General features: G+C 34.3%; 20 protein-coding genes. 8 read left to right on the top strand and 12 right to left on the bottom strand.

Features of this window, described 5'->3' with window-relative positions; genetic code table 11:
• The first annotated feature begins 26 nt into the window (after positions 1-26).
• The gene (gene holA / locus QL232_RS21030; RefSeq protein WP_281615655.1) at positions 27-1,046 is read left to right on the top strand and encodes a DNA polymerase III subunit delta; all 1,020 of its coding nucleotides are present in this window, start codon (positions 27-29) and stop codon (positions 1,044-1,046) included.
• 54 nt (positions 1,047-1,100) lie between these two features.
• Positions 1,101-1,457 (top strand): 6-carboxytetrahydropterin synthase, encoded by a 357-nt coding sequence (locus QL232_RS21025; RefSeq protein WP_281615654.1) that lies wholly within the window; start codon positions 1,101-1,103, stop codon positions 1,455-1,457.
• Between the two features lie 56 nt (positions 1,458-1,513).
• Here QL232_RS21025 and QL232_RS21020 read toward each other — a convergent pair whose 3' ends face one another.
• Positions 1,514-1,801, bottom strand: a complete 288-nt coding sequence (locus tag QL232_RS21020; RefSeq protein ID WP_281615653.1) for an antibiotic biosynthesis monooxygenase family protein — start codon at positions 1,799-1,801, stop codon at positions 1,514-1,516.
• A gap of 97 nt (positions 1,802-1,898) precedes the next feature.
• On the opposite strand from QL232_RS21020, the gene gldC reads away from it, so the two are divergent.
• Entirely contained in the window at positions 1,899-2,243 is a 345-nt protein-coding gene (gldC, locus tag QL232_RS21015) for a gliding motility protein GldC (protein WP_168884934.1), read from the top strand.
• An 82-nt stretch (positions 2,244-2,325) separates the two neighbouring features.
• Here the strand turns inward: gldC and QL232_RS21010 are convergent, their stop codons facing one another.
• The 6 genes from QL232_RS21010 to QL232_RS20985 all read right to left on the bottom strand — a co-directional run bounded on the left by QL232_RS21010 (position 2,326) and on the right by QL232_RS20985 (position 7,616).
• The gene (locus tag QL232_RS21010; protein ID WP_281615652.1) at positions 2,326-2,925 is read right to left on the bottom strand and encodes a hypothetical protein; all 600 of its coding nucleotides are present in this window, start codon (positions 2,923-2,925) and stop codon (positions 2,326-2,328) included.
• Between the two features lie 76 nt (positions 2,926-3,001).
• Positions 3,002-4,891 carry an amidophosphoribosyltransferase gene (locus QL232_RS21005; RefSeq protein ID WP_168884988.1) on the bottom strand — a complete coding sequence of 630 codons (1,890 nt, stop codon included), beginning with the start codon at positions 4,889-4,891 and terminating at the stop codon, positions 3,002-3,004.
• Between the two features lie 147 nt (positions 4,892-5,038).
• Positions 5,039-6,145, bottom strand: coding sequence for a leucine-rich repeat domain-containing protein (locus QL232_RS21000; protein ID WP_281615651.1), 1,107 nt, complete (start codon positions 6,143-6,145; stop codon positions 5,039-5,041).
• Positions 6,146-6,196: 51 nt separating this feature from the next.
• A complete protein-coding gene (locus tag QL232_RS20995) occupies positions 6,197-6,616 on the bottom strand; it encodes a DCC1-like thiol-disulfide oxidoreductase family protein (RefSeq protein WP_281615650.1) in 420 nt (139 codons plus the stop codon).
• A 4-nt stretch (positions 6,617-6,620) separates the two neighbouring features.
• Positions 6,621-7,121 (bottom strand): hypothetical protein, encoded by a 501-nt coding sequence (locus QL232_RS20990; protein ID WP_281615649.1) that lies wholly within the window; start codon positions 7,119-7,121, stop codon positions 6,621-6,623.
• Between the two features lie 66 nt (positions 7,122-7,187).
• Entirely contained in the window at positions 7,188-7,616 is a 429-nt protein-coding gene (locus QL232_RS20985; protein ID WP_281615648.1) for an SRPBCC domain-containing protein, read from the bottom strand.
• Between the two features lie 64 nt (positions 7,617-7,680).
• Here QL232_RS20985 and QL232_RS20980 point away from each other — a divergent pair, with 64 nt between their 5' ends.
• The 3 genes from QL232_RS20980 (at position 7,681) to QL232_RS20970 (ending at position 12,423) form a co-directional block, all read left to right on the top strand.
• Complete coding sequence (locus QL232_RS20980) at positions 7,681-8,628, top strand: D-2-hydroxyacid dehydrogenase (RefSeq protein ID WP_281615647.1); 948 nt, start codon at positions 7,681-7,683, stop codon at positions 8,626-8,628.
• Between the two features lie 234 nt (positions 8,629-8,862).
• Complete coding sequence (locus tag QL232_RS20975; protein ID WP_281615646.1) at positions 8,863-11,490, top strand: valine--tRNA ligase; 2,628 nt, start codon at positions 8,863-8,865, stop codon at positions 11,488-11,490.
• Positions 11,491-11,619: 129 nt separating this feature from the next.
• Positions 11,620-12,423, top strand: a complete 804-nt coding sequence (locus tag QL232_RS20970; protein WP_281615645.1) for a DUF4292 domain-containing protein — start codon at positions 11,620-11,622, stop codon at positions 12,421-12,423.
• Positions 12,424-12,464: 41 nt separating this feature from the next.
• Here the strand turns inward: QL232_RS20970 and lpxB are convergent, their stop codons facing one another.
• From lpxB to QL232_RS20945, 5 genes are all read right to left on the bottom strand, one after another.
• Positions 12,465-13,595, bottom strand: a complete 1,131-nt coding sequence (lpxB, locus tag QL232_RS20965; protein ID WP_281615644.1) for a lipid-A-disaccharide synthase — start codon at positions 13,593-13,595, stop codon at positions 12,465-12,467.
• Positions 13,596-13,714: 119 nt separating this feature from the next.
• The gene (locus QL232_RS20960; RefSeq protein ID WP_168884924.1) at positions 13,715-14,134 is read right to left on the bottom strand and encodes a 6-carboxytetrahydropterin synthase; all 420 of its coding nucleotides are present in this window, start codon (positions 14,132-14,134) and stop codon (positions 13,715-13,717) included.
• Positions 14,135-14,206: 72 nt separating this feature from the next.
• Complete coding sequence (locus QL232_RS20955) at positions 14,207-15,727, bottom strand: hypothetical protein (protein WP_281615643.1); 1,521 nt, start codon at positions 15,725-15,727, stop codon at positions 14,207-14,209.
• Positions 15,728-15,735: 8 nt separating this feature from the next.
• Positions 15,736-16,779: a tetratricopeptide repeat protein gene (locus tag QL232_RS20950; RefSeq protein WP_168884922.1), complete on the bottom strand. Its 1,044-nt coding sequence runs from the start codon at positions 16,777-16,779 to the stop codon at positions 15,736-15,738.
• Positions 16,780-16,918: 139 nt separating this feature from the next.
• Positions 16,919-18,100: a PorV/PorQ family protein gene (locus tag QL232_RS20945; RefSeq protein ID WP_281615642.1), complete on the bottom strand. Its 1,182-nt coding sequence runs from the start codon at positions 18,098-18,100 to the stop codon at positions 16,919-16,921.
• 190 nt (positions 18,101-18,290) lie between these two features.
• On the opposite strand from QL232_RS20945, the gene QL232_RS20940 reads away from it, so the two are divergent.
• Both QL232_RS20940 and QL232_RS20935 read left to right on the top strand, forming a co-directional pair.
• Positions 18,291-18,758, top strand: a complete 468-nt coding sequence (locus QL232_RS20940; RefSeq protein ID WP_281615641.1) for a histidine phosphatase family protein — start codon at positions 18,291-18,293, stop codon at positions 18,756-18,758.
• Between the two features lie 123 nt (positions 18,759-18,881).
• A complete protein-coding gene (locus QL232_RS20935) occupies positions 18,882-19,868 on the top strand; it encodes a YhdH/YhfP family quinone oxidoreductase (protein ID WP_281615640.1) in 987 nt (328 codons plus the stop codon).
• Positions 19,869-19,907 lie beyond the last annotated feature (39 nt).

Genomic DNA, 19,907 nt, shown 5'->3' with positions numbered 1-19,907 from the left:
TTTCACAATTAAGAACAAACTTTTTTATGGCATTTACGGCAGATTCTATCTTGAATAAGATGAAAGAAGGTAACTTTTCTCCTTTGTATGTATTGCAAGGTGATGAGCCTTTTTTTATTGATCAAATTGCCTCATACGTAGAAAAGAATGCCTTAACTGATGCTGAGAAAAGTTTCAATCAGACTATTCTTTACGGTAAAGATACAACGTTAGTACAAGTATTAGAAAGTGCAAGACGCTTTCCAATGATGGCTATGCGTCAGGTTATTATTGTAAAAGAAGGTCAAGATCTTCCGGATTTAAATAGAAAGTCAAGTCAGGAAATGTTCGCACAATATGCAGCAACTCCAGTTCCAACTACAGTGTTGGTGATTTGTCTTAAAAATAAGAAATTAGACGGAAGAGGTGCTGCAAAAAAAGCAGTCGATAAAAATGCTGTTCTATTAGATACTAAAAAGCTTTACGATAATAAGATTCCTGGTTGGATAAAGACTTTTTGTAAAGAGAAAAATTACAAGATTAAAGACCGTGCAGTCAATATGATTGCTGAATATATAGGCAATGATTTAACGAGAATCTCTAATGAATTGGAGAAATTGATGTTAAATTATAATGAGGAAACAGAAATCACAGAAACGTTAATTTCAAAGCATATAGGAATTAGCAGAGAATATAATGTATTTGAATTACAAAATGCATTAGGTGTTAAGGATGTTTTGAAAGCCAATAGAATTGTGATGTATTTCAATGAAAATGCTAAAAGCAATCCTTTTATTCTTGTAGTAGGGACCTTATTTACCTATTTCTCAAAAATACTGGTAGTACATGAGAACTATTCTCAAAATGATCAATCACTATCTAAGCTTTTGGGTGTTAACCCTTATTTCGTTAAAGATTATAAAACAGCCGCTACAAATTACCCCAAACTAAAAGTACTTACGATAATAGAACACCTTCAAGATGCCGATTTAAAGGCAAAAGGGATTAGAGCATCATTATCTGATGACGAAAATCTTAAAGAATTGGTGTTTAAAATCCTTCATTAGAGAAAAATCAATCTTCTACTTTTGCATGAATTTTACATTTGATGCAAAAACACCATGAAGATATTTAAATCCTATACTTTCGAAGCTGCACACTTTTTACCAAATATGCCTGAGGGACATCCTTGTAGAAGAATACATGGACACTCTTGGAAAATGGAATTACATTTTGACGGCGAATTAGTAATGCCTTATGAATGGGTAATTGATTTCAATGAGATAGATGAGGTGGCTATGCCAATTTGGAAAATTCTAGATCATAATTTCCTTAACGAGGTGGAAGGTTTAGAAAACCCGACATCAGAAGTAATTTCAATGTGGGTTTGGAACAAAATTAAGCCTTCATTACCTGCCTTATACAAAGTAGTAATTTTTGAAACACCAGAGGCTGGGACAGAATATTTCGGAGATTAAGTTTTTTACTTAAAAAGATATATTATAAAGAAGTCATATACTTATGACTTCTTTTTTTATTGAATGATATTCATAGAAAAGGCTTCAGGCTTTTGGTTGAATAGTACCTTAGTTTTTCTCCAAGTAGCTTTAAAAAAGTCTGATTCCCTGTAATTATTTAAAGCATCTTCTGAATCCCAGACAGAGAATGTCATAAAGACATTTTTATCAGTACTATCTTGTAGTAGTTGAACTGAATGACACCCTTCAAATTCTTTGATTTTAGGTTGTACTTCGCTGAATAGCTCTTTGAAGGTCTTTATGTGTTCCTCTTGAAATGACATTCTAACAAATCTTTGTAGCATGTATAAATCTGTTTTGTGGAAAGTTGTGTTTATTCCTTGAAATTATGCAACTTTGCATGAATTATCAAAGAAGGTATAGCCAAACAAAATTAATCATATGAAAGAGTCACAGATTCGTGTTAAGGTAGAATTGGATGATCAGAATATTCCGGAAAAGATTTTCTGGAAGGCAGATGATTCTGGTGAGCAAGGCTTACAAGAAACACGAGCTTTTGATTTAAACATCTGGGACCACGAGCGTAAAGAAACTTTACGTATTGGTTTGTGGGGTAAGGAGATGACTGTAGAAGAACTGAAGTTTTTCTATATTGACGCTATGGGTGGTATTGCTCAAAACATCATGAACGCAACAGGTGATGAAAAAATGGCAGCTGAAATACATCAGTTATGTAAACGCATGTCTGACCATGTTGTAGAACTAAGAAACAAAGAAGGAAAGTAATTCCTTTTTTATAATAAATAAAGCTCCCTACGTTTTAATATAGGGAGCTTTATTCTTTTGCAAGATATATTGGGATAGAGAATTAGCTGATAAATCGCAATACTTTTTGCCAGAATGTCTCTTCCACTTTTTTGATTTCACCAACTGTAGGCTTCTTAATTTTCTTACGGTGAGAAGGAGCAATTGGAATCATGAATTCACTGATTCTTTTGAATATGTTTCTCTTTTCAATTTGAGTTAAATATTCTTCTAGAGGCATATCTTGAGCCCACATTCTTGAAATCTTCTCGATTCTTTCTTTCGTATCACTTTCGCTTTTACCAATTCGGATAGCAATAGCTTTAGTGTCTAATTTCTGATTGTAATGAAGCGTTAACATCAATAAATCTTCATCAGAGAACTTCAGTTCTACTTCTTCAATAAAGAAATCAGCTTCATTCTCAGGAAAGTGACTATTGATGATGTTAAGGATATCATCCTCATCATTAAGCTGTTCTGCATTCATGATTACATGGGTGAGAGCAGCACTAAAGCCCATTTTGAATTTGGTTTGATCCTGTACACTCTGTAAATCATAAACTTTGAAAAAGAAATCGTTATAGGCTCGATGAATCAAACGATCTTCTTTATTTCGAAAGCCATGTATATATCGAATATTAGGGAGTAAAATTCTTTCTTTCATAGTGTAAAAATAAAAGGCTTAAGGAAAATGTTTTCCAAAAGCCTTTTAATATTTTAAAAATTGATGATTAAATCAATTAGTATGCTCTACCGTCTTTTCCTTCCATGTAGTTTACGAAAGCTCTATTTGCTACTTTCATACCTCCCTGAGTAGGGAAATCTCCTGTAAAGTACCAGTCTCCAAGATGTTGAGGACAAGCTTCATGTAGGTTATCTACTGTTTGGAAAATCACTTTAACTTCAGCTTTAATATGATGTTGCTTAATAATGTTAGCAATCTCATCTGAAATTTGCTCATTAGTGAACTGATCATAAAGCTGTTGAACAAAGTTCGTATCCATCTTTTCAGATTTGCGAAGAGCAGATTTACAACGATAGTAAATCTCATCCATAAGATCTTCCTGACCATTTCTTTTGATTAGGTTGATCATTGCTCTAAATGCCACAAACTCTTTCATTTTAGACATATTGATGCCGTAGCAGTCAGGATATCTAATCTGAGGAGCTGATGACACAACGATGATACGTTTTGGCTCTAAACGATCTAACATCTGAATGATAGATTTTTCTAGAGTAGTACCACGAACAATTGAATCATCGATGACAACTAAAGTATCAACTTGCTTTTTGATCACTTCGAAAGTTGTGTCATAAACATGGGCAACCATGTCATCTCTCATTGTATCATCAGCAATAAAAGTTCTAGCTTTTACATCTTTGATAACGAGTTTTTCATGGCGAGGTCTGAACGACATTAGACGTTCTAATTCTTCTCCACTTACACCACTTTCGATAGCTTCTAAACGCTTCTGAACAAGATATTGATCAATACCTGACATCATACCAAGGAATGCAGTCTCAGCTGTATTTGGTATGTATGAGAAGACAGTGTTTTTAAGATCGTAATCTATAGCCTCAAGAACCTTAGGAACTAATAGTTTTCCTAACATTTTTCTTTCAGAGTAGATACTAGGATCTGTTCCTCTTGAGAAATAAATTCTTTCGAAGCTACAAGATTTCTTTTCAGAAGGTTCTATGTATTTTACTTCTTTGTAGTTGGCAAACTTGTCAATGATTAAAGCATGTCCAGGGTTGATCTCCTGAATCTTGCTGTAATCAGCATTGAAGGCAGTTTTGATCGCTGTTTTTTCTGATGCAACCACAACGATTTCATCATCTGCATAATAGTATGCAGGACGAATACCGTTTGCATCTCTGGCAACGAATCCGCCACCAAAACCAGTTAAGCCCATTAAGGCATAACCACCATCAAAATCTTTGCAAGAGCGAGATAATACGCGTCCAAGATCAAGTTCTTCTTCGATTTTCTCAGAAATCTCAATGTTAGTTAAGTTTGTCTGATTGTACTTTACGAAAAGATCTTGAACTTCTAAATCCAAGAAGTGACCAATTTTCTCCATTACTGTCACAGTATCCACATTTTCTTTGGGATGCTGCCCTAATTCAACTAACCTGTCAAACAATTCATCAACGTTAGTCATATTAAAGTTGCCAGCCATGATCAATTGACGAGAGCGCCAGTTGTTATTTCTCATGAAAGGGTGACAGTGATTGATAGTGTTGTTACCGTGAGTACCGTAACGAAGGTGACCCATGTAAACATCACCGACAAATGGAGTGTTCGCTCTTAGATAATCTGCGTCGAGATATTTCTCTGAGTCTTTGCTTAGTTTGTTTAGTTTTTTGCCTACCTTCTTGAAGACGTCGTTGATGGGATCAGCTTCAACAGAACGAGCTCTATCAATGAAAGGTTTGCCAGGCTTCATACCTAATTTAATACTGGCGATACCAGCACCGTCTTGACCACGGTTACGCTGCTTTTCCATCAATAAATACATCTTACTGATTGCGTAAGTAGGCGTACCGTATTTCTCAATAAAGTATGAGAGCGGTTTTCGCAGGCGTAGCATTGCAATGCCACACTCGTGTTTAATTACTTCACTCACTGGACTAGGAAGGTTAAATTTAAATCCAAGTGCAAAAAAAGTCTTATTTCTTCTCTTACCCAAATAACAGTCCATAAAATATTAAGTCTGGGTGAATTATATAAGAAGAAATAAGACATTTAAGGCCTTTTATGTAAAGAACAGGTGCTAAAAATAATCTGTTTCTATATTCGGATGCTTCTCTTTAAATTTATTTACATCATCAGGAGACACCTGTGCATCTCTAAAATAAATAATTGAAAGGGAAGTTACCCCATCTAATGGAGCTAAATTACTTACTTGTGACCCTGTGATAATCAGAATACTTAATTTTTGTAGATCTGAAAGTGGTGTAAGATCACTAACAGGAGTATTTGAGAAAGTAAGTTCATTCATCGATAACGTCTGAGCTAAAGGAGTAATATCTTTAACCTTGCTATCTGAGAAATAAAATGTATGAAGATTTTTTAATGCACCTACTGAAGCAATATCTATTATTTCAGTATTCGAAATATTTAAATGTTCTATATTCTTCAATTTATTAAGTGAACTTAGGTCTGTAACCTTAGTCTTTTGCAATTGAAGATAAGTAAGTGACTTTAATTTTTTAAGACTACTGATATCGCTGACATTAGTATACGACAACTTTAATTCCTCAAGCTTCTTCATTTTCTTAAGGAAAGAAAGGTCTTCTACTTTAGTTTCATCTAAAGCCAACATCTTTAATGTTTTTCTGAAAGCGGAGATAGAGGCCCAATCTTCAAATGACTTATTTTGGAAGAGGTCTAAGCTTTCAAGAGGAATGTTTGCTATTGGTGCTAAAGTTTTTACTCTAGTTCCAGATAAAAACAATTCATGAATAGTCATCGAATGGTCTAAAGCTGTAAGGTCATTCACTCTGGTAAATGCTAGATTTAGACGCTTAAGATGGTGCATATTTTTTAGAGGAGATAGATCTTTTACTCGAGTGTAAGAAATATCAACATCTTCTAAAGCGGTTAACAGGGCAATAGGTTCAAGGCTGGTTACAATTCTTTCATCACCAAAGTCATCATAACCTGAAGCGTTAATAGCAGTAAGTGCTTCAATTTTTTGTAATCCTTCATCAGTCATGTCGTCTTGGTCCCACATGATCTGTGAAGTGAATATTCCCTTCCAGTATTTGTCTAAACCATTCCACCATTCCATATTCAATGTAGATTGAGCATTAGAAACGGTTGCTGCACACAATAGTGTTAGAAGCAGAATATTTTTTTTAATATATGTTGGGATCATCTTTTTTAACTAAATATGTTAGTGACTAATTTAATTACGTCTGAAATCACTTCATATTGTGTTAGAGGAAGCAGAACTCCCTTTATATTTCTTATTTTGTTGAAGTAAGTCACAACTGTCGCTCTTCTTGCCAAAGATTTTATACCTGTTTTTAGCAATCAGATCGTAAAATGAATCTGTGAACCACATAGGAAATATTGTACCAAAGCGAAATATATTCCATGGTGTACGTAAATCTTTAGCGATTTTTAAAGCAGCTTCAGACTTTAAATAGGCATTGTTATGAGTAACTAATACGATGCTTCCTGTATAATCAATAGGTAAATTGTAGCATTTCAATAATTCTTTACCTTCAGGTGACTGTAAGGACGCAAATTGGAAAGTGTTCTCTTTTTCATGTTTTATAATAAATTGAACACTCTTATCGCATAGATTACAAATTCCGTCAAATAGAATTACTTTTTTACTCATCTTATTATGCTATAATTTCACAATTTGGTTGTCTTAATAAAACGGTCTCCAATTGAGATTGTTCGATATTTAAACCCTTTAGGCTTAATTTTTTAAGGGGCAAATTCATTACTTGCACTAAATCATCTACATAAGTATTGTCTAGATATAATTCTTGAAGGGAAGATGTGAGTATAAGGGGGTCTAGATCGAATACTTCTGTACCTTCAAAATGAGCTATTTTTGTTAATGGGAAATAGATGATTGGGTCAATTCCTTCAATAGGTAAGTAACAAGCAAAGATCTTCTCAAGAGGTAATAATCGATTAAAGAATGTAAAGTCAGGCCAATCATTAATTACTAAATTTTCTTCAAATAATTTTGTATAAGTTTCTGAAGCAGATTGCGTGTTTTGGAGTAGACTAATGACTTTAGAATGTTCTATATTTTCTTCTTGAACCTTGATGCTCAATAAAATGATCTCTTTCCAGATATTGTCTAATTTTCTCCAACTTGTAACTTTCATCTTTGATATTTTTTGATTGATATGCAAGTTATGAAATTGATCATCTTATCGTCCTATTTATATCTTTTATTTTAATGTATTGGTGTACGGTTTAAGCCGCTCTTTAATGAAATAATTCCATCCTGCCTTGCAGTTTTCTGGTTTGAATTCTTCAATATCTTGAGGAAAAGAGTCAATACCATCAGCTATTACAGTAATTATACTTTCTTGGTTTGAAACAGCTTTAATTGAAAATTGAAGCGTAGACGTTCCTATATAACCATCGTATTCCCATTTTAATGTATATGAAGTGTCTCTGTTAATATCAATAACTTCCCATCTATGAGGAAATGTTCTAGTATTTGATTGCACATCAAATACAGTTGTAAAACCTATATCTAATTGGAACGATGGGATTTCTTTAAAGAACCATTGATGCAAATGGTCGATATGGGTTATTACTTCCCATAACTTTACTTGTCCAAGTGGAATATTTTCTTCAACGATTATTTTCATTCTTTTAAATTACTCGTTCACTCTTTAAAAATCTTGTATTTTTGACAAAAATTTAATCAAGAGTATGAAGATCGTTTTTTTAGATACAGAAACATTAGGCAGTGATGTTAAACCACAATTAGACACCTTTAGTAAATTAGGTGATGTGACATTTTATGATAGTACTTTAGCTGCACAATTACAAGATAGGGTAGAGAATGCTCATGTCATCGTAACCAATAAAGTATTGATTACAGAAGAGGTGATGAAGGCATCATCACAACTGAAATTAATCGCGATTACTGCGACAGGCACTAATAATGTTGACTTGGAAGCAGCAAACAATATAGGTATTCAAGTAAAAAATGCAGTCAACTATTCCTCTGAAAGTGTAGCCCAACAGACATTTGCAATGTTACTTTCTTTACTTAATAATATCCAAGAATATGACGACTTTGTGAAGTCAGGTAGCTATAGTGATGGACAGTCGTTTACTTGGATTGGAAATAGTTTTTCTGAACTGAATAACAAACGTTTTGGTATTATTGGTTTAGGTAATATCGGTACTCGTGTGGCAGAAATTGCAACTGCTTTTGGAGCAGAAGTAGTTTATTATTCAACTTCAGGAATTGCTAGAGATAAGCGTTATCAATTAGTAGATAAAGATACTCTCTTCAAAACTTGTGATATTATTTCGATTCATTCACCTTTAAATGACAAGACTAAGAATTTTGTTGATGAAAATGAATTATCACAAATGAAACCTTCTGCTGTTTTATTGAATACTGGACGAGGAGGGATCGTTAATGAAAAGGCGTTGGTTAATGCATTAAATAATAATGAAATATCAGGCGCCTGTGTTGATGTTTTTGAGAAAGAACCGATGAGTAAAGACAGTGTATTTTATTCAATTAATAATAAGAAAAAAGTACTGTTTTCACCTCATATTGCATGGGCAAGTAAAGAGGCAAGGAAAAAGCTTCTTGAAATTACTTACCAGAATGTAGAAGAGTTTGTAATAGACACTGAATAGTGATATTACGCTGAATAATAGCCTATTTGATAATATTAAAATTCTAAGTTGGATATCAAAAGTATTGATAATGAGTATCTTTTGAATAATCTTTTCAAGAAGGATCTTCATTTATCAAATCAGAATTCCTTATTCTTAATTATAGTATTAAATTTGCACTTCGCAATTTGAGGCATAGTGTCCTCAATTTTGTGCATTTATTATTTTTTGTTTCTGAAACTTTAAATCAAAGCAATGGAGCTTGCGACTAAGTACAATCCTCATGATGTAGAGGACAAATGGTATCAGTTCTGGTTAGAGAACAAATTTTTTCATTCTGAGCCAAACCCTGATAAGAAGCCATTCACCGTCGTCATCCCGCCACCAAACGTGACAGGGGTGTTGCATATGGGTCACATGTTGAATAACACAATTCAAGATGTCTTGGTCCGTCGTGCAAGAATGAGAGGTTACGAAGCTTGTTGGGTACCAGGTACTGACCATGCATCGATTGCTACAGAAGCAAAAGTAGTAAAGATGTTAAAGGACGAGCACGGTATCAGTAAATCTGATATTTCTCGTGACGAGTTTATGAAGTATGCTTTCGAGTGGAAAGAGAAATATGGTGGAATCATCTTGAACCAATTGCAGAAATTGGGCGCTTCTTGTGATTGGGACCGTACTCGTTTCACAATGGAAGATGAGCTTTCGAAAGCAGTTATCAAAGTATTCGTAGACCTTTACAAAAAAGGATGGGTATACCGTGGAGCAAGGATGGTAAACTGGGATCCGGCAGGGAAAACAGCTTTATCAGATGAGGAAGTAATCCACAAAGAGGTAAACTCTAAATTATATTATGTACAATATCCAATCGTAGGAAAAGAAGGTGAGTTTGTAACTATTGCAACTACTCGTCCTGAAACTATTCCTGCAGATGCTGGTGTTTGTGTGAATCCTAACGATGAGCGCTTCAAGCATTTAATTGGTGAAAAAGTAATCGTACCAACTACTAACAGAGAAATTCCTGTATTTGGTGATGATTATGTAGATATTGAATTCGGTACAGGTTGTTTAAAAGTAACTCCTGCTCACGATATCAATGACTACGAGTTAGGTTTAAAACATAACTTGGAAGTAATTGATATTATCGAAGAAGACGGATCGATTAACGCTAAAGCGGGTGCTCAATACGCTGGTAAAGATCGTTTTGTTGTTCGTAAGGAGATCGTTAAAGATCTAGAAGCTTCAGGAAACTTAGTTAAAGTAGAAGAGCTTCAAAATAAAGTTGGTACATCTGAAAGAACAGGTGCAGTGATCGAACCAAGAATCTCAACACAATGGTTCGTATCAATGAAAGAAATTTCTAAGCCTGCATTGGAGAATGTAATGAATGATAATATTCAATTACATCCTGCAAAGTTCAAGAATACGTACCGTCACTGGATGGAAAATGTAAAAGACTGGTGTATTTCACGTCAGTTATGGTGGGGACAAAGAATTCCTGCTTTCTATCTTCCTAACGGTGAGTTTGTGGTAGCAGAAACTGCAGAAGAGGCATTGGTAGAGGCTCAGAAAATTGATGCCGATATCACAATCGACCAACTTTCTCAAGACGAGGATGTATTGGATACTTGGTTCTCTTCTTGGTTATGGCCAATCTCTGTGTTTGATGGTATTACAAAACCTGAAAACGAGGAAATTAACTATTACTATCCAACAGATGATTTAGTTACAGGTCCAGATATCTTATTCTTCTGGGTTGCTCGTATGATCATCGCAGGATATGAGTGGAAAGGCGAATTGCCATTCAAAAACGTATACTTAACTGGTTTGGTTCGTGACAACCAAGGCCGTAAAATGTCGAAGTCATTAGGTAACTCACCTGATCCTTTGGACTTAATGAAAGTGTATGGTGCTGACGGTGTTCGTGTTGGTTTGTTATTGTCTGCAGCTGCAGGTAACGACTTACTTTTCGATGAGAAATTATGTGAGCAAGGTCGTAACTTCGCAAATAAAATCTGGAATGCTTTACGTTTAGTAAAGGGTCTAGAAGTGAGTGAAGAAGCACAGCCTGAATCAAATAAAATTGCGATCGATTGGTTCGAATCTCGTTTCAATCAAGTATTGGAAGATGTAGAAGCGAACTACGAGAAATATAGATTGTCTGACTCATTAATGTCAGTGTACAAATTGGTATGGGACGACTTCTGTTCGTGGTATTTAGAGATGGTGAAACCAGAGTACGGTTCTCCAATCGATAAGGCGACATTAGAAGCGACAATCAACTTCTTTGAGAAGATCGTTAGACTTTTACATCCATTCATGCCATTCTTAACAGAAGAAATCTGGCATGCAGTGCGTGAAAGAGAAACAGAAGATGCTTTAGTAGTTGCGGATTACCCAACTGTTGAGTCTTTCGACAAAACATTATTGGAACAAGCTACTGCTGCTTTCGAAATTATCTCACAAGTGAGAAACGTTCGTAACAAGAACCAAATTGGACCTAAAGTACCTCTTCCAATGTCAGTTTTAGCTTCTGATTCTACTGTTTACGATCGTTTCGGTGGTATCATTACGAAGTTGGCAAATCTTGAGTCTCTAACAATGGTAGATTCTGAAGTAGAAGGAGCAACTCAGTTTGTTTACAAATCTGATAAATGTTTCATCGACTTAGCAGATCAAATTGATGTAGAGGCAGAGAAAGAGAAGTTAGCAAAAGAGCTTGAGTACACTAAAGGTTTTATTAAATCTGTACAAAAGAAACTTTCTAATGAGAGATTTGTTGCCAATGCACCAGATGCTGTAGTAGCAAAAGAACGTCAGAAGCAACAAGATGCTGAAGACAAAATCAAAGCATTAGAAGAAGCTTTAGCAAAGCTCTAATCATAAATTGATTATATTAGAAGGCAATTGGGTAATAACTCAATTGCCTTTTTTTGAACTTTATAAATAAGGAAAGTAGTTATTACAACGATATGTATTAGCTATTTCCTCTCTAAAGAAATAAAAACAGTGAATTTTAAAAACACATTATATTTATCCTTTTCTATTATCATTCTGATTTCATCTTGTGCTAAAAAAAATACAGGAGTTTCTAGTGATGGTAAAGCGTCTACTTTAGATGTAAGAAATCTAGACTACACTTATTTATCAACCAAAGGGAAGTTAGAATTTGATTCACCCCAAAAGGATCTTAAAGTAGCCATTGATACTAGAATTGAAAAGGATAAACGTATGTGGATGTCTATGCGAGTAGCAAAAATTGAAGGACTGAGAGTTCTTGCTACCAAGGATAGTGTATTTGCATTGGATAAGTTGGGGAAAGAAGCCTACACCTTAAGTTATGATGATGTTGCGATCCTGTTGGGTTCAAAGATAGATTATGATCTACTACAGTCTATTTTTACGGGTGATATGCCTTCAAGAATAGCAGATAATGCAAAGGTGAGAGTTGAGGAAGATATGTTTTCACTAACTCAGAAGAACAAGATGCTAACTTTGTTGGCTTTGGTCGGTAGAAGTAATCAGAAGTTAGAAGAGATTATTGTCAATTTTAAGAAAGATGATAAGCTTGCTGTTGTTGACTATACTGATTTTAAAGTTCTCTCAGAAGAATCTGATCAAATTGCACCACATAAAACCAATGTTTTTATTGGATCTGGTGAGTCAAAAGAAGAATTAAAAAAAGAAATAACTGTTGCGATTGATTTTTCAAAGATTGAAATAAAGCAAGAACAACAGAAAATGCCTTTTAAGATACCTTCAAAGTATAAAATTATTGATCGTTCGGAATTAGAGAGAAGAACGATGAGATAATAAAAAAGCCGATTGACTTAAATATCAATCGGCTTTTTTATTTAGAACTTCTGTTCTGGTATTCCTTCTGTTAAATATTGATACATGAGCGATGCCGCTTTTTTAGAAGTGCCTTCAGTATCAATTTTATCTTTCATTTCTCTGTAATCTGATAAGATCTTCTCTCTTTTTGAAGTGATTGTATATTGAAGTTCTTTATCTAGATTTTCAGTAGTAAAGTCGTTTTGAATCAATTCTCTAACCACTTCTTTGTCCGCAATTAGATTGACAAGTGAGATAAAACGAACCTTGATTAATGCTTTAATAATATTGTAAGTCACAGGGCTAGTTCGGTAGCAAACCACTTGAGGAACTTCAAACAATGCTGTTTCAAGAGTTGCTGTACCTGAAGTAACTACCGCAGAAGTAGCTTTATCCAATATATCATATGTTTGATTGAATAATAATTTTACACCAAGGCCTTGTACTTCTTTATATAATTCTGCTGGTAGGTGTTCAACCCCAGCTACAATAAATTGGTACTCTTCTTTATTGTATTTTGGGATAATAGTAAGCATGGTCTTTAATATCATACTTACTTCTTGATACCTACTTCCTGGAAGAATAGCAATAATCTTTTTATTTGGATCTAGTTGATTGTCCTCAAAGAAGGTAGGAGAAGGTGTAAATTGTTTTATAGCATCGAATAGTGGATTTCCAACATAATCTACATCGTAATTGTATTTTTTGTAAAATGCTTTTTCAAAATGCATAATCACAAACATACGATCGACAACATTTCTTATTCTTTTCGCTCTGCTTTGGTTCCAAGCCCAAACTTTTGGTGAAATGTAATAAAATACTTTTGTGCCTCTTGGTTTTATATACTTGGCAATTTTCAGATTAAAGCCTGAAAAGTCTACTAATATAACTACATCAGGTTTCCAGCATAAGATATCTTTCTTACACTCGTTCATGTATCGTCTAATTGTCAAGAGGTTTTTCGCTACTTCTAAAAAACCCATAAAAGAGATTTCAGAGTAGTGATGTATCATTGTTCCACCCACCTTCTGCATTTCTTCTCCTCCCCAAAAACGGAATTCAGCTTCTGGATCTTTTGAAAGAAGCTCTTTCATTAGGTTGGAGGCATGTAAATCTCCAGATTTTTCTCCTGCTATTAGATAATACTTCATAAATGAGTTTAGTGTGTGTGGAATTGTTTTACCAAGATATATAACAAAGCTATAAAGGTAAAGGAAATAAAAAAAGGATGCCTGTAAAAAGCATCCTTTGGATATTTCTTTAAGAATAATTATTCACCATAATAGCGAACAAAGTTCTTTCTAGTTTCATGCAACTCGATACAATGAAGTTGAGCGTTAGGTGCAAATTCTTTTACTTTTGGTGCTAAGATCTTCCAAAATTCAGTAGCCAAAGTTTCACAGCTTGTCATTTTTCCTTTCAGAAAATCAACATCCATGTTTAAGTTTTTATGATCCACTTTATCGATGATATGTTCTTTGGCAATTTTTCCCAAGTCTTTCATATTCATCACATATCCTGTATTTGGATCAGGCTCACCTTTTACAGTGATCACCATTTCAAAGTTATGCCCATGCCAGTTTTCATTTGCACACGGCCCAAAAAACTCCTCGTTTTGTTCTTTCGTCCAGTTAGGATTGTAAAGTTTGTGAGCTGCGTTGAAAAACTCTCTTCTATTAATGTAAATCATAATTTTTCAATTTGAGATGCAAAAATAACAACTTACCTGTTACGTACTACTTTTCAGTTGAAATTATTGACGTTATTCTATTTGATTAACAGAATCTTTTGAAGATAACTGCGCATGTAGCATAAGAGTTTTTAATAAATCAGTTGTAGCATCTAAAGTTTGTTGTTTTACCTCTTTTAAATGATCAACATGAGTTGGATGTTTTTTATGTTGAAGCGAATCTTTGTTTAAGAGTAGAAAATCGATTTCTTTTCTATCAAGTGATAGAGGTTTGTCTTCATCTAAGATAGAGATGCGATAAATGTCTTTTTCCCCATAACCACCTTGTCTTGAAGAAGAGTAATAAGCATGTCTTCCATTACTGCGTATCATAAAGTAGACATCATCATATGGAGAATTAATCGGGTAACCTAGGTTTTCTGGAGTGGACCAATTTCCTTGAAAATCTTTTGTAGATTTAAAAACATCGTACCCACCCATGGTATCATGTCCTCTTGAGCTAAAATAAAGTGTATTTCCATCTCTAGATAAGGCAACACCTTCTTCATCGTAAGGAGTGTTAATCATAGCTCCTAAATTTCTTGCAGTACCCCATTTGCCATTCCTGTCTTTTATTGACATGTAGATATCAAGCCCACCAATTGTAGAAAACTCATCGTTGCTAACAAAGTACAGGGTATCCATTTGGTAGTTGAGACAAGCGGATGTTTCAACAAAAATACTATTGATTTGATTGGGAAGTTTCTTAGGTTTTGACCAAATGGTGTCTTGTTGTGAGTAAGAAATATACAGATCTCCACTTCTAAATAAGATCATTTCAGATCCATCCATACTGATTGATACTGTTGCTGTATGATGATCATGATTTACAGGATTAGGGAGTGGTACAGGGCTACTCCAGTGAGAGTAATCTTTGCGGTGACTGTGATATATATTTTCCCATAAATGGGTTTGAATATCCGGATTATCAGTTCTAAACTCATGTCTTCTTGTTGTGAAGTAAAGATCATCCTCTACAGCATCAACTAATGGGCAGAAATCTGCATATTTTGAGTTAACTAAAGGGCCTAAGTTCTTGATAATAACATGCTGTTTGGGTGAAGAATAAAATTCTTTGCCAAAGATGCATTCCTTGATTCTCTTTTCAATTACTTCTACTTTATCACTTCCCTTTATACTCTTTTCATAATATTCAGTCGCTTCATCAAATAAAGCGTTATAGTGTAGAGTAGTAGCAATATTAAAGTATAGATCAGAAGATGCAGTATCTCCTTCGATGGCTAAGGCTTTTTTGAGATAGGTAATTCCATCTGATTTTTCTTCAGTAATCGAAGCTAAATAGCATTCCCCAATTTTCTTATTGATTCCAGGTTCTTCACTGATATAATCATAAGCACCGAAATAATATTTAAAAGCTTCATCAGGTTGATGTAATTGATAGAATAGACTATCCCCAAGTCTCACTAAAGCTCTGACAAGACTCATGTCTTTTTGACCGAGGTCTACGACATGGTTCGTTGAGTCTACTATATTTTGAGCTTGTAGTAGGAAAGAACTAATGAGTAAGGTAAATAAAATTAGTATTTTCTTCATATAAGTAGTTAATGACAAGTGCCCTGTGCATATTTGAGTCCCACAAGCATACCTAGTTCGGCTGCTTTATGCCAATCTGAGCAAGCTCCTGCATCATCATGTAAACGCTCTTTTATATTACCTCTAGTAATGTAAGCATTCGCATAATACGGGTAATTATTAATAAGTGTATTGATATCTGTAAGGCTTTCAGAGAATCTACCAGTAAGATATCTCGTTATTGCTCTATTATTAAGTGCTTCTTTATGTAAATGAATACCATGTGTTATCGCTGATGAAAAATCATTTTCAGCCTCTACAAAATCTTCAAATTTGAGGTAGATAAGGCCTCTATTGTTGTAGGCATCCACAAACGCAGAGTCATAAAAGATTGCTCTGTTATAATCATCAAAAGCTTTTGCAATTTCATCCAGTGATTCGTAGATCATACCTCTATGATTGTATGAGGATGACATTTTTGGATCAAGTATTAATGCTGTAGTAAAGCAATCTTTTGCTTTATGTGGTTGATGATTTTTATGGTATAATGTTCCCATGTCATGCCATGTAACAGCATCTTCAGGGTTAACTATACTGATTTGATCAAGTGTTTTTAATGTTAACGACTGGGCGCCAATTTGATAATAGGATTGGGCTTTCTTCCATAATGCCTTTACATGATTAGGTTGAATGTGAATGGCACTATCAAAATCAGAAATTGCATTTAAGAAGTCATTTTCAAGAAAGTAGGAGATTCCTCTTCGATAATATATATCGACTTTGTTTCCATGTGCTAGATGAAGCGCTTTTGTAAAGTCATTCTGAGCACTCTTGAATGATCCAAGTTCTGTTTTTATCACACCTCTCTTGTATAGAGCTTCTTTGTTATTAGCGTCGTGTTTCAGAGTTTCATTGCATTCAAAGAGAATTTTATGAAAGTCACTGTTGTTGATTGCTAGCTCTTCTTGATGGATCGCATATACATTTTCATGTTGTGCTAGTACATCAGTTGAAAGTAGAAAAATGAAATAACAGACAAAAAATAAGTTTTTAAAAGTGAAATTCGAGTCCATTAAAGCGAAGTAATAGTACAGTAAATAAGTAGATAGTTCCTCAATTATAAGGGTAATATGCAAAAAAGTCAATTAATTCACTGAATAGTAATGGATTGTGTAAGAAGAATGTCTGTTTTAAACGTATTTTGAACTAATATTAATAATACTTATCACTTTTCGGAGTGGATTCGTTTCTTTTGATGGATCTACCAAAATCAACCTTTAAACTAAAGATATGAGAATATAGAGATGCTGAAGAGACGTCGCCAATGTTGGTAAGAGCGTAATCTACAGTGAAGCCTTTAAACGCAAATCCAGCACCAAAGCTTGGTAAGAATTCTAGTGATTCAGATCCGTCAAAGTCTTTAATGTATTGAAGCTGGGAGATTCCACCTCTTAAGAAAATCATTTTTTTGTAATGGAATTCAACACCCATGTGTGGATCAACAGAGATTAAGTCAGTTTTAATCACAGTATTTCTTTTCCCATCAAAAGTCATATCAAAACCAACAGAGACCAAGGCTCCAATGAGTTCTTCTGCATTTTCTAGCTGACTTTGTTTCCATATTGCAAAGCTTCTTGCACCTCCAACAATAAGGCGAGGAGTTGCTACTTCTACAGAATTGTCAGGAATTGTATTGCCAGTGGCTTTGAAGATTTCATAGAAAGTTGCTGGATTGTAGGTCCATACATTATATGTACCTGTAATATCTTTTGCAGTTACACCGGCAAACCATCTTTCTTTTTGCCATTGTAATCCAACATCTAAACCAAAGCCCCAAGCATTGGCAAATTGTCCTGCATTTCTATAAATCACTTTTGCGTTTGCACCGAATTTTAAGTGAGGAAGTTGCGGGAATTGTCTTGCATATGAAAAAAGGAAGGCATAATCTGCAGACGAGAAACTTTGTACATTATCCCAATTAATGTTTCCATCAGGATCAAATAAGAAACGAGTATCTGGAATGTCATCTACACCAAAGCGGATAAAAGATATTCCTAAAGCTGATTGATCATCAATTTTGGTGGCAAAGCCACCGAAATCATACTTTGCAATACCAGCAAAATACTCTGCATGCATTAATGAAGCGGTATAACGGTCCTCTATATTCAATAAACCTGCAGGATTCCAATATCCTGCAGTGGCATCATCAACAGTTTCCGTTAAAGAATTACCCATTGCCAATCCTCTTGCACCAACACCAATAGCCAAATATTCATTGACATATTTAGGAGCTTCAAGTTGAGCAAATGAAGGCTTTGAAATAAGGATAAGCCCTACAATAATGAACAGTTGTAGTATTAATGATTTATTCTTAGAGTTAGATGATCTTGTCATTCTTAAAAATGGGTTGTGAAAAAATCACGCTGATTTAATTAAGCCTTAAAGAAATGATAATGCCAAAGGCAAAAATTAAAATAATACTTAATATATTAAATATAAGCTTTAACGTTTTTTATTATATCATTTTGGTGCTTATTTTTAGTCAAAAATTGAGAAAGTATAAATTTTGAAAAGGTTAATACTAATGAGGCATGCCAAGTCAAGCTGGAAAAATCCACTTTTGACTGATTTTGACAGGCCTTTAAACAAACGAGGAGAGAAAGATCTCGTAAAGATGGCAGATGTTTTATTTGAACATAAACTTATGCCTGATTTGATCATTTCATCTCCCGCAAAGCGAACTAAGTTAACTGCAGAAAAAGTAGCAGAAACTTTAAGTAAACAATTGCACTTTGAAAAAGATTTTTACAATGCTTTGCATGATGAAATTTTAGATGTTATCAAGTATCTAGACGAAAATCTTGAAACCGTAATGTTGGTTTTTCATAATCCTGCGATTACAGATTTAAGAAATCATTTTTTAAGTGACTATATAGAAAATATTCCAACTGCTGGTGTTGTAGCTATTGAATTTAAAGAAGCTGATTCTTGGAAAGAGTTAACTAAAGGAGAGGAACTCTTTTATGAATATCCTAAGAAATATTTTTCATGATTAAATAATCTGATGATCGTTTAATTAATATGATGATAATGGGTGTAAATTGTGTCTAAAGTCATTATTTAGTGTACACCTTAGCTGTACATTGTGACTTTACAATTAAACCCCATTATTAAAATGACAACTTTCAAAGCTTTTGTTACTGAAAAAGTAGGAGAGAAAGAATTCAAATCTTCCATTCAAAATAAAGAATTATCGGATTTACCAGAAGGAGAGGTTTTAGTTAAAGTAGCGTATTCATCTTTAAATTATAAGGATGCTTTATCTGCATTAGGAAAACCTGGAGTCACAAAAAATTATCCTCATACACCTGGTATTGATGCATCTGGTGTAGTTATTTCTAGTAAATCGGATAATTTCAAAGAAGGAGATGAAGTTATTGTAACAAGTTATGATTTAGGGATGAACACTTGGGGAGGATTCTCCGAATATATCCAAGTGCCATCAAATTGGGTTGTTCCAATGCCTAAAGGTGTAACATTAAAATCTAGTATGGAATTGGGGACTGCAGGCCTAACAGCAGCAATGTCTGTTTATAAATTAATTCCTCATGTTAGTCCTGAAGATGGAAATATCTTAGTTACAGGTTCCACAGGTGGAGTGGGTTCTATTGCAGTTACTATTCTTAATAAATTAGGGTATTCTGTAGTTGCTGTAACTGGAAAAGCAGAAAAAGCAGATTATCTAAAGAAAATAGGTGCTTCACATGTTATTAAAAGAGAAGAATTCCTTGAAGGAAATCAACGTCCTTTATTGAAACCGTTGTATGCAGGTGTTATAGATACTGTTGGAGGTGAATATCTTGCTACAGGTATTAAAGCAACCAATCCTTTGGGAGTAGTAACTTGTTGTGGTAATGCAGCATCTTTTGATTTACCTATTAATGTATTTCCATTTATTTTAAGAGGGGTTTCATTAATTGGTATTGATTCTCAAAATTTCCCTTATGCTGAAAGAGTAAAAGTATGGAATAACATTGGTGCATCATGGATGCCTGAAACTCTTGATGAAATTACAGAAGAAGTAAACCTTGAAGGGTTAGAAGATAAAGTTAATGCCATCTTTAATGGGCAAATAAGTGGTAGAGTAGTGGTTAAACTATAACTTACCCTAATAGAAGGTCATTCGAATGTTTTTACTGAG

Source organism: Flammeovirga sp. SubArs3, assembly GCF_947387565.1.
In the GTDB taxonomy this organism is placed as follows: domain Bacteria; phylum Bacteroidota; class Bacteroidia; order Cytophagales; family Flammeovirgaceae; genus Flammeovirga; species Flammeovirga agarivorans.
Note: the sequence above shows the minus strand (reverse complement) of the source record. Positions and strands in the feature narration are given on the sequence as shown.

Excerpts from the sequence above, each read along its gene's own strand:
- holA (WP_281615655.1), top strand. The coding sequence starts at position 27 with ATGGCATTTACGGCAGATTCTATCTTGAATAAGATGAAAGAAGGTAAC.
- QL232_RS21025 (WP_281615654.1), top strand. The coding sequence starts at position 1,101 with ATGAAGATATTTAAATCCTATACTTTCGAAGCTGCACACTTTTTACCA.
- QL232_RS21020 (WP_281615653.1), bottom strand. The coding sequence starts at position 1,801 with ATGCTACAAAGATTTGTTAGAATGTCATTTCAAGAGGAACACATAAAG.
- gldC (WP_168884934.1), top strand. The coding sequence starts at position 1,899 with ATGAAAGAGTCACAGATTCGTGTTAAGGTAGAATTGGATGATCAGAAT.
- QL232_RS21010 (WP_281615652.1), bottom strand. The coding sequence starts at position 2,925 with ATGAAAGAAAGAATTTTACTCCCTAATATTCGATATATACATGGCTTT.
- QL232_RS21000 (WP_281615651.1), bottom strand. The coding sequence starts at position 6,145 with ATGATCCCAACATATATTAAAAAAAATATTCTGCTTCTAACACTATTG.
- QL232_RS20995 (WP_281615650.1), bottom strand. The coding sequence starts at position 6,616 with ATGAGTAAAAAAGTAATTCTATTTGACGGAATTTGTAATCTATGCGAT.
- QL232_RS20990 (WP_281615649.1), bottom strand. The coding sequence starts at position 7,121 with ATGAAAGTTACAAGTTGGAGAAAATTAGACAATATCTGGAAAGAGATC.
- QL232_RS20985 (WP_281615648.1), bottom strand. The coding sequence starts at position 7,616 with ATGAAAATAATCGTTGAAGAAAATATTCCACTTGGACAAGTAAAGTTA.
- QL232_RS20980 (WP_281615647.1), top strand. The coding sequence starts at position 7,681 with ATGAAGATCGTTTTTTTAGATACAGAAACATTAGGCAGTGATGTTAAA.
- QL232_RS20975 (WP_281615646.1), top strand. The coding sequence starts at position 8,863 with ATGGAGCTTGCGACTAAGTACAATCCTCATGATGTAGAGGACAAATGG.
- lpxB (WP_281615644.1), bottom strand. The coding sequence starts at position 13,595 with ATGAAGTATTATCTAATAGCAGGAGAAAAATCTGGAGATTTACATGCC.
- QL232_RS20960 (WP_168884924.1), bottom strand. The coding sequence starts at position 14,134 with ATGATTTACATTAATAGAAGAGAGTTTTTCAACGCAGCTCACAAACTT.
- QL232_RS20955 (WP_281615643.1), bottom strand. The coding sequence starts at position 15,727 with ATGAAGAAAATACTAATTTTATTTACCTTACTCATTAGTTCTTTCCTA.
- QL232_RS20950 (WP_168884922.1), bottom strand. The coding sequence starts at position 16,779 with ATGGACTCGAATTTCACTTTTAAAAACTTATTTTTTGTCTGTTATTTC.
- QL232_RS20945 (WP_281615642.1), bottom strand. The coding sequence starts at position 18,100 with ATGACAAGATCATCTAACTCTAAGAATAAATCATTAATACTACAACTG.
- QL232_RS20940 (WP_281615641.1), top strand. The coding sequence starts at position 18,291 with ATGAGGCATGCCAAGTCAAGCTGGAAAAATCCACTTTTGACTGATTTT.
- QL232_RS20935 (WP_281615640.1), top strand. The coding sequence starts at position 18,882 with ATGACAACTTTCAAAGCTTTTGTTACTGAAAAAGTAGGAGAGAAAGAA.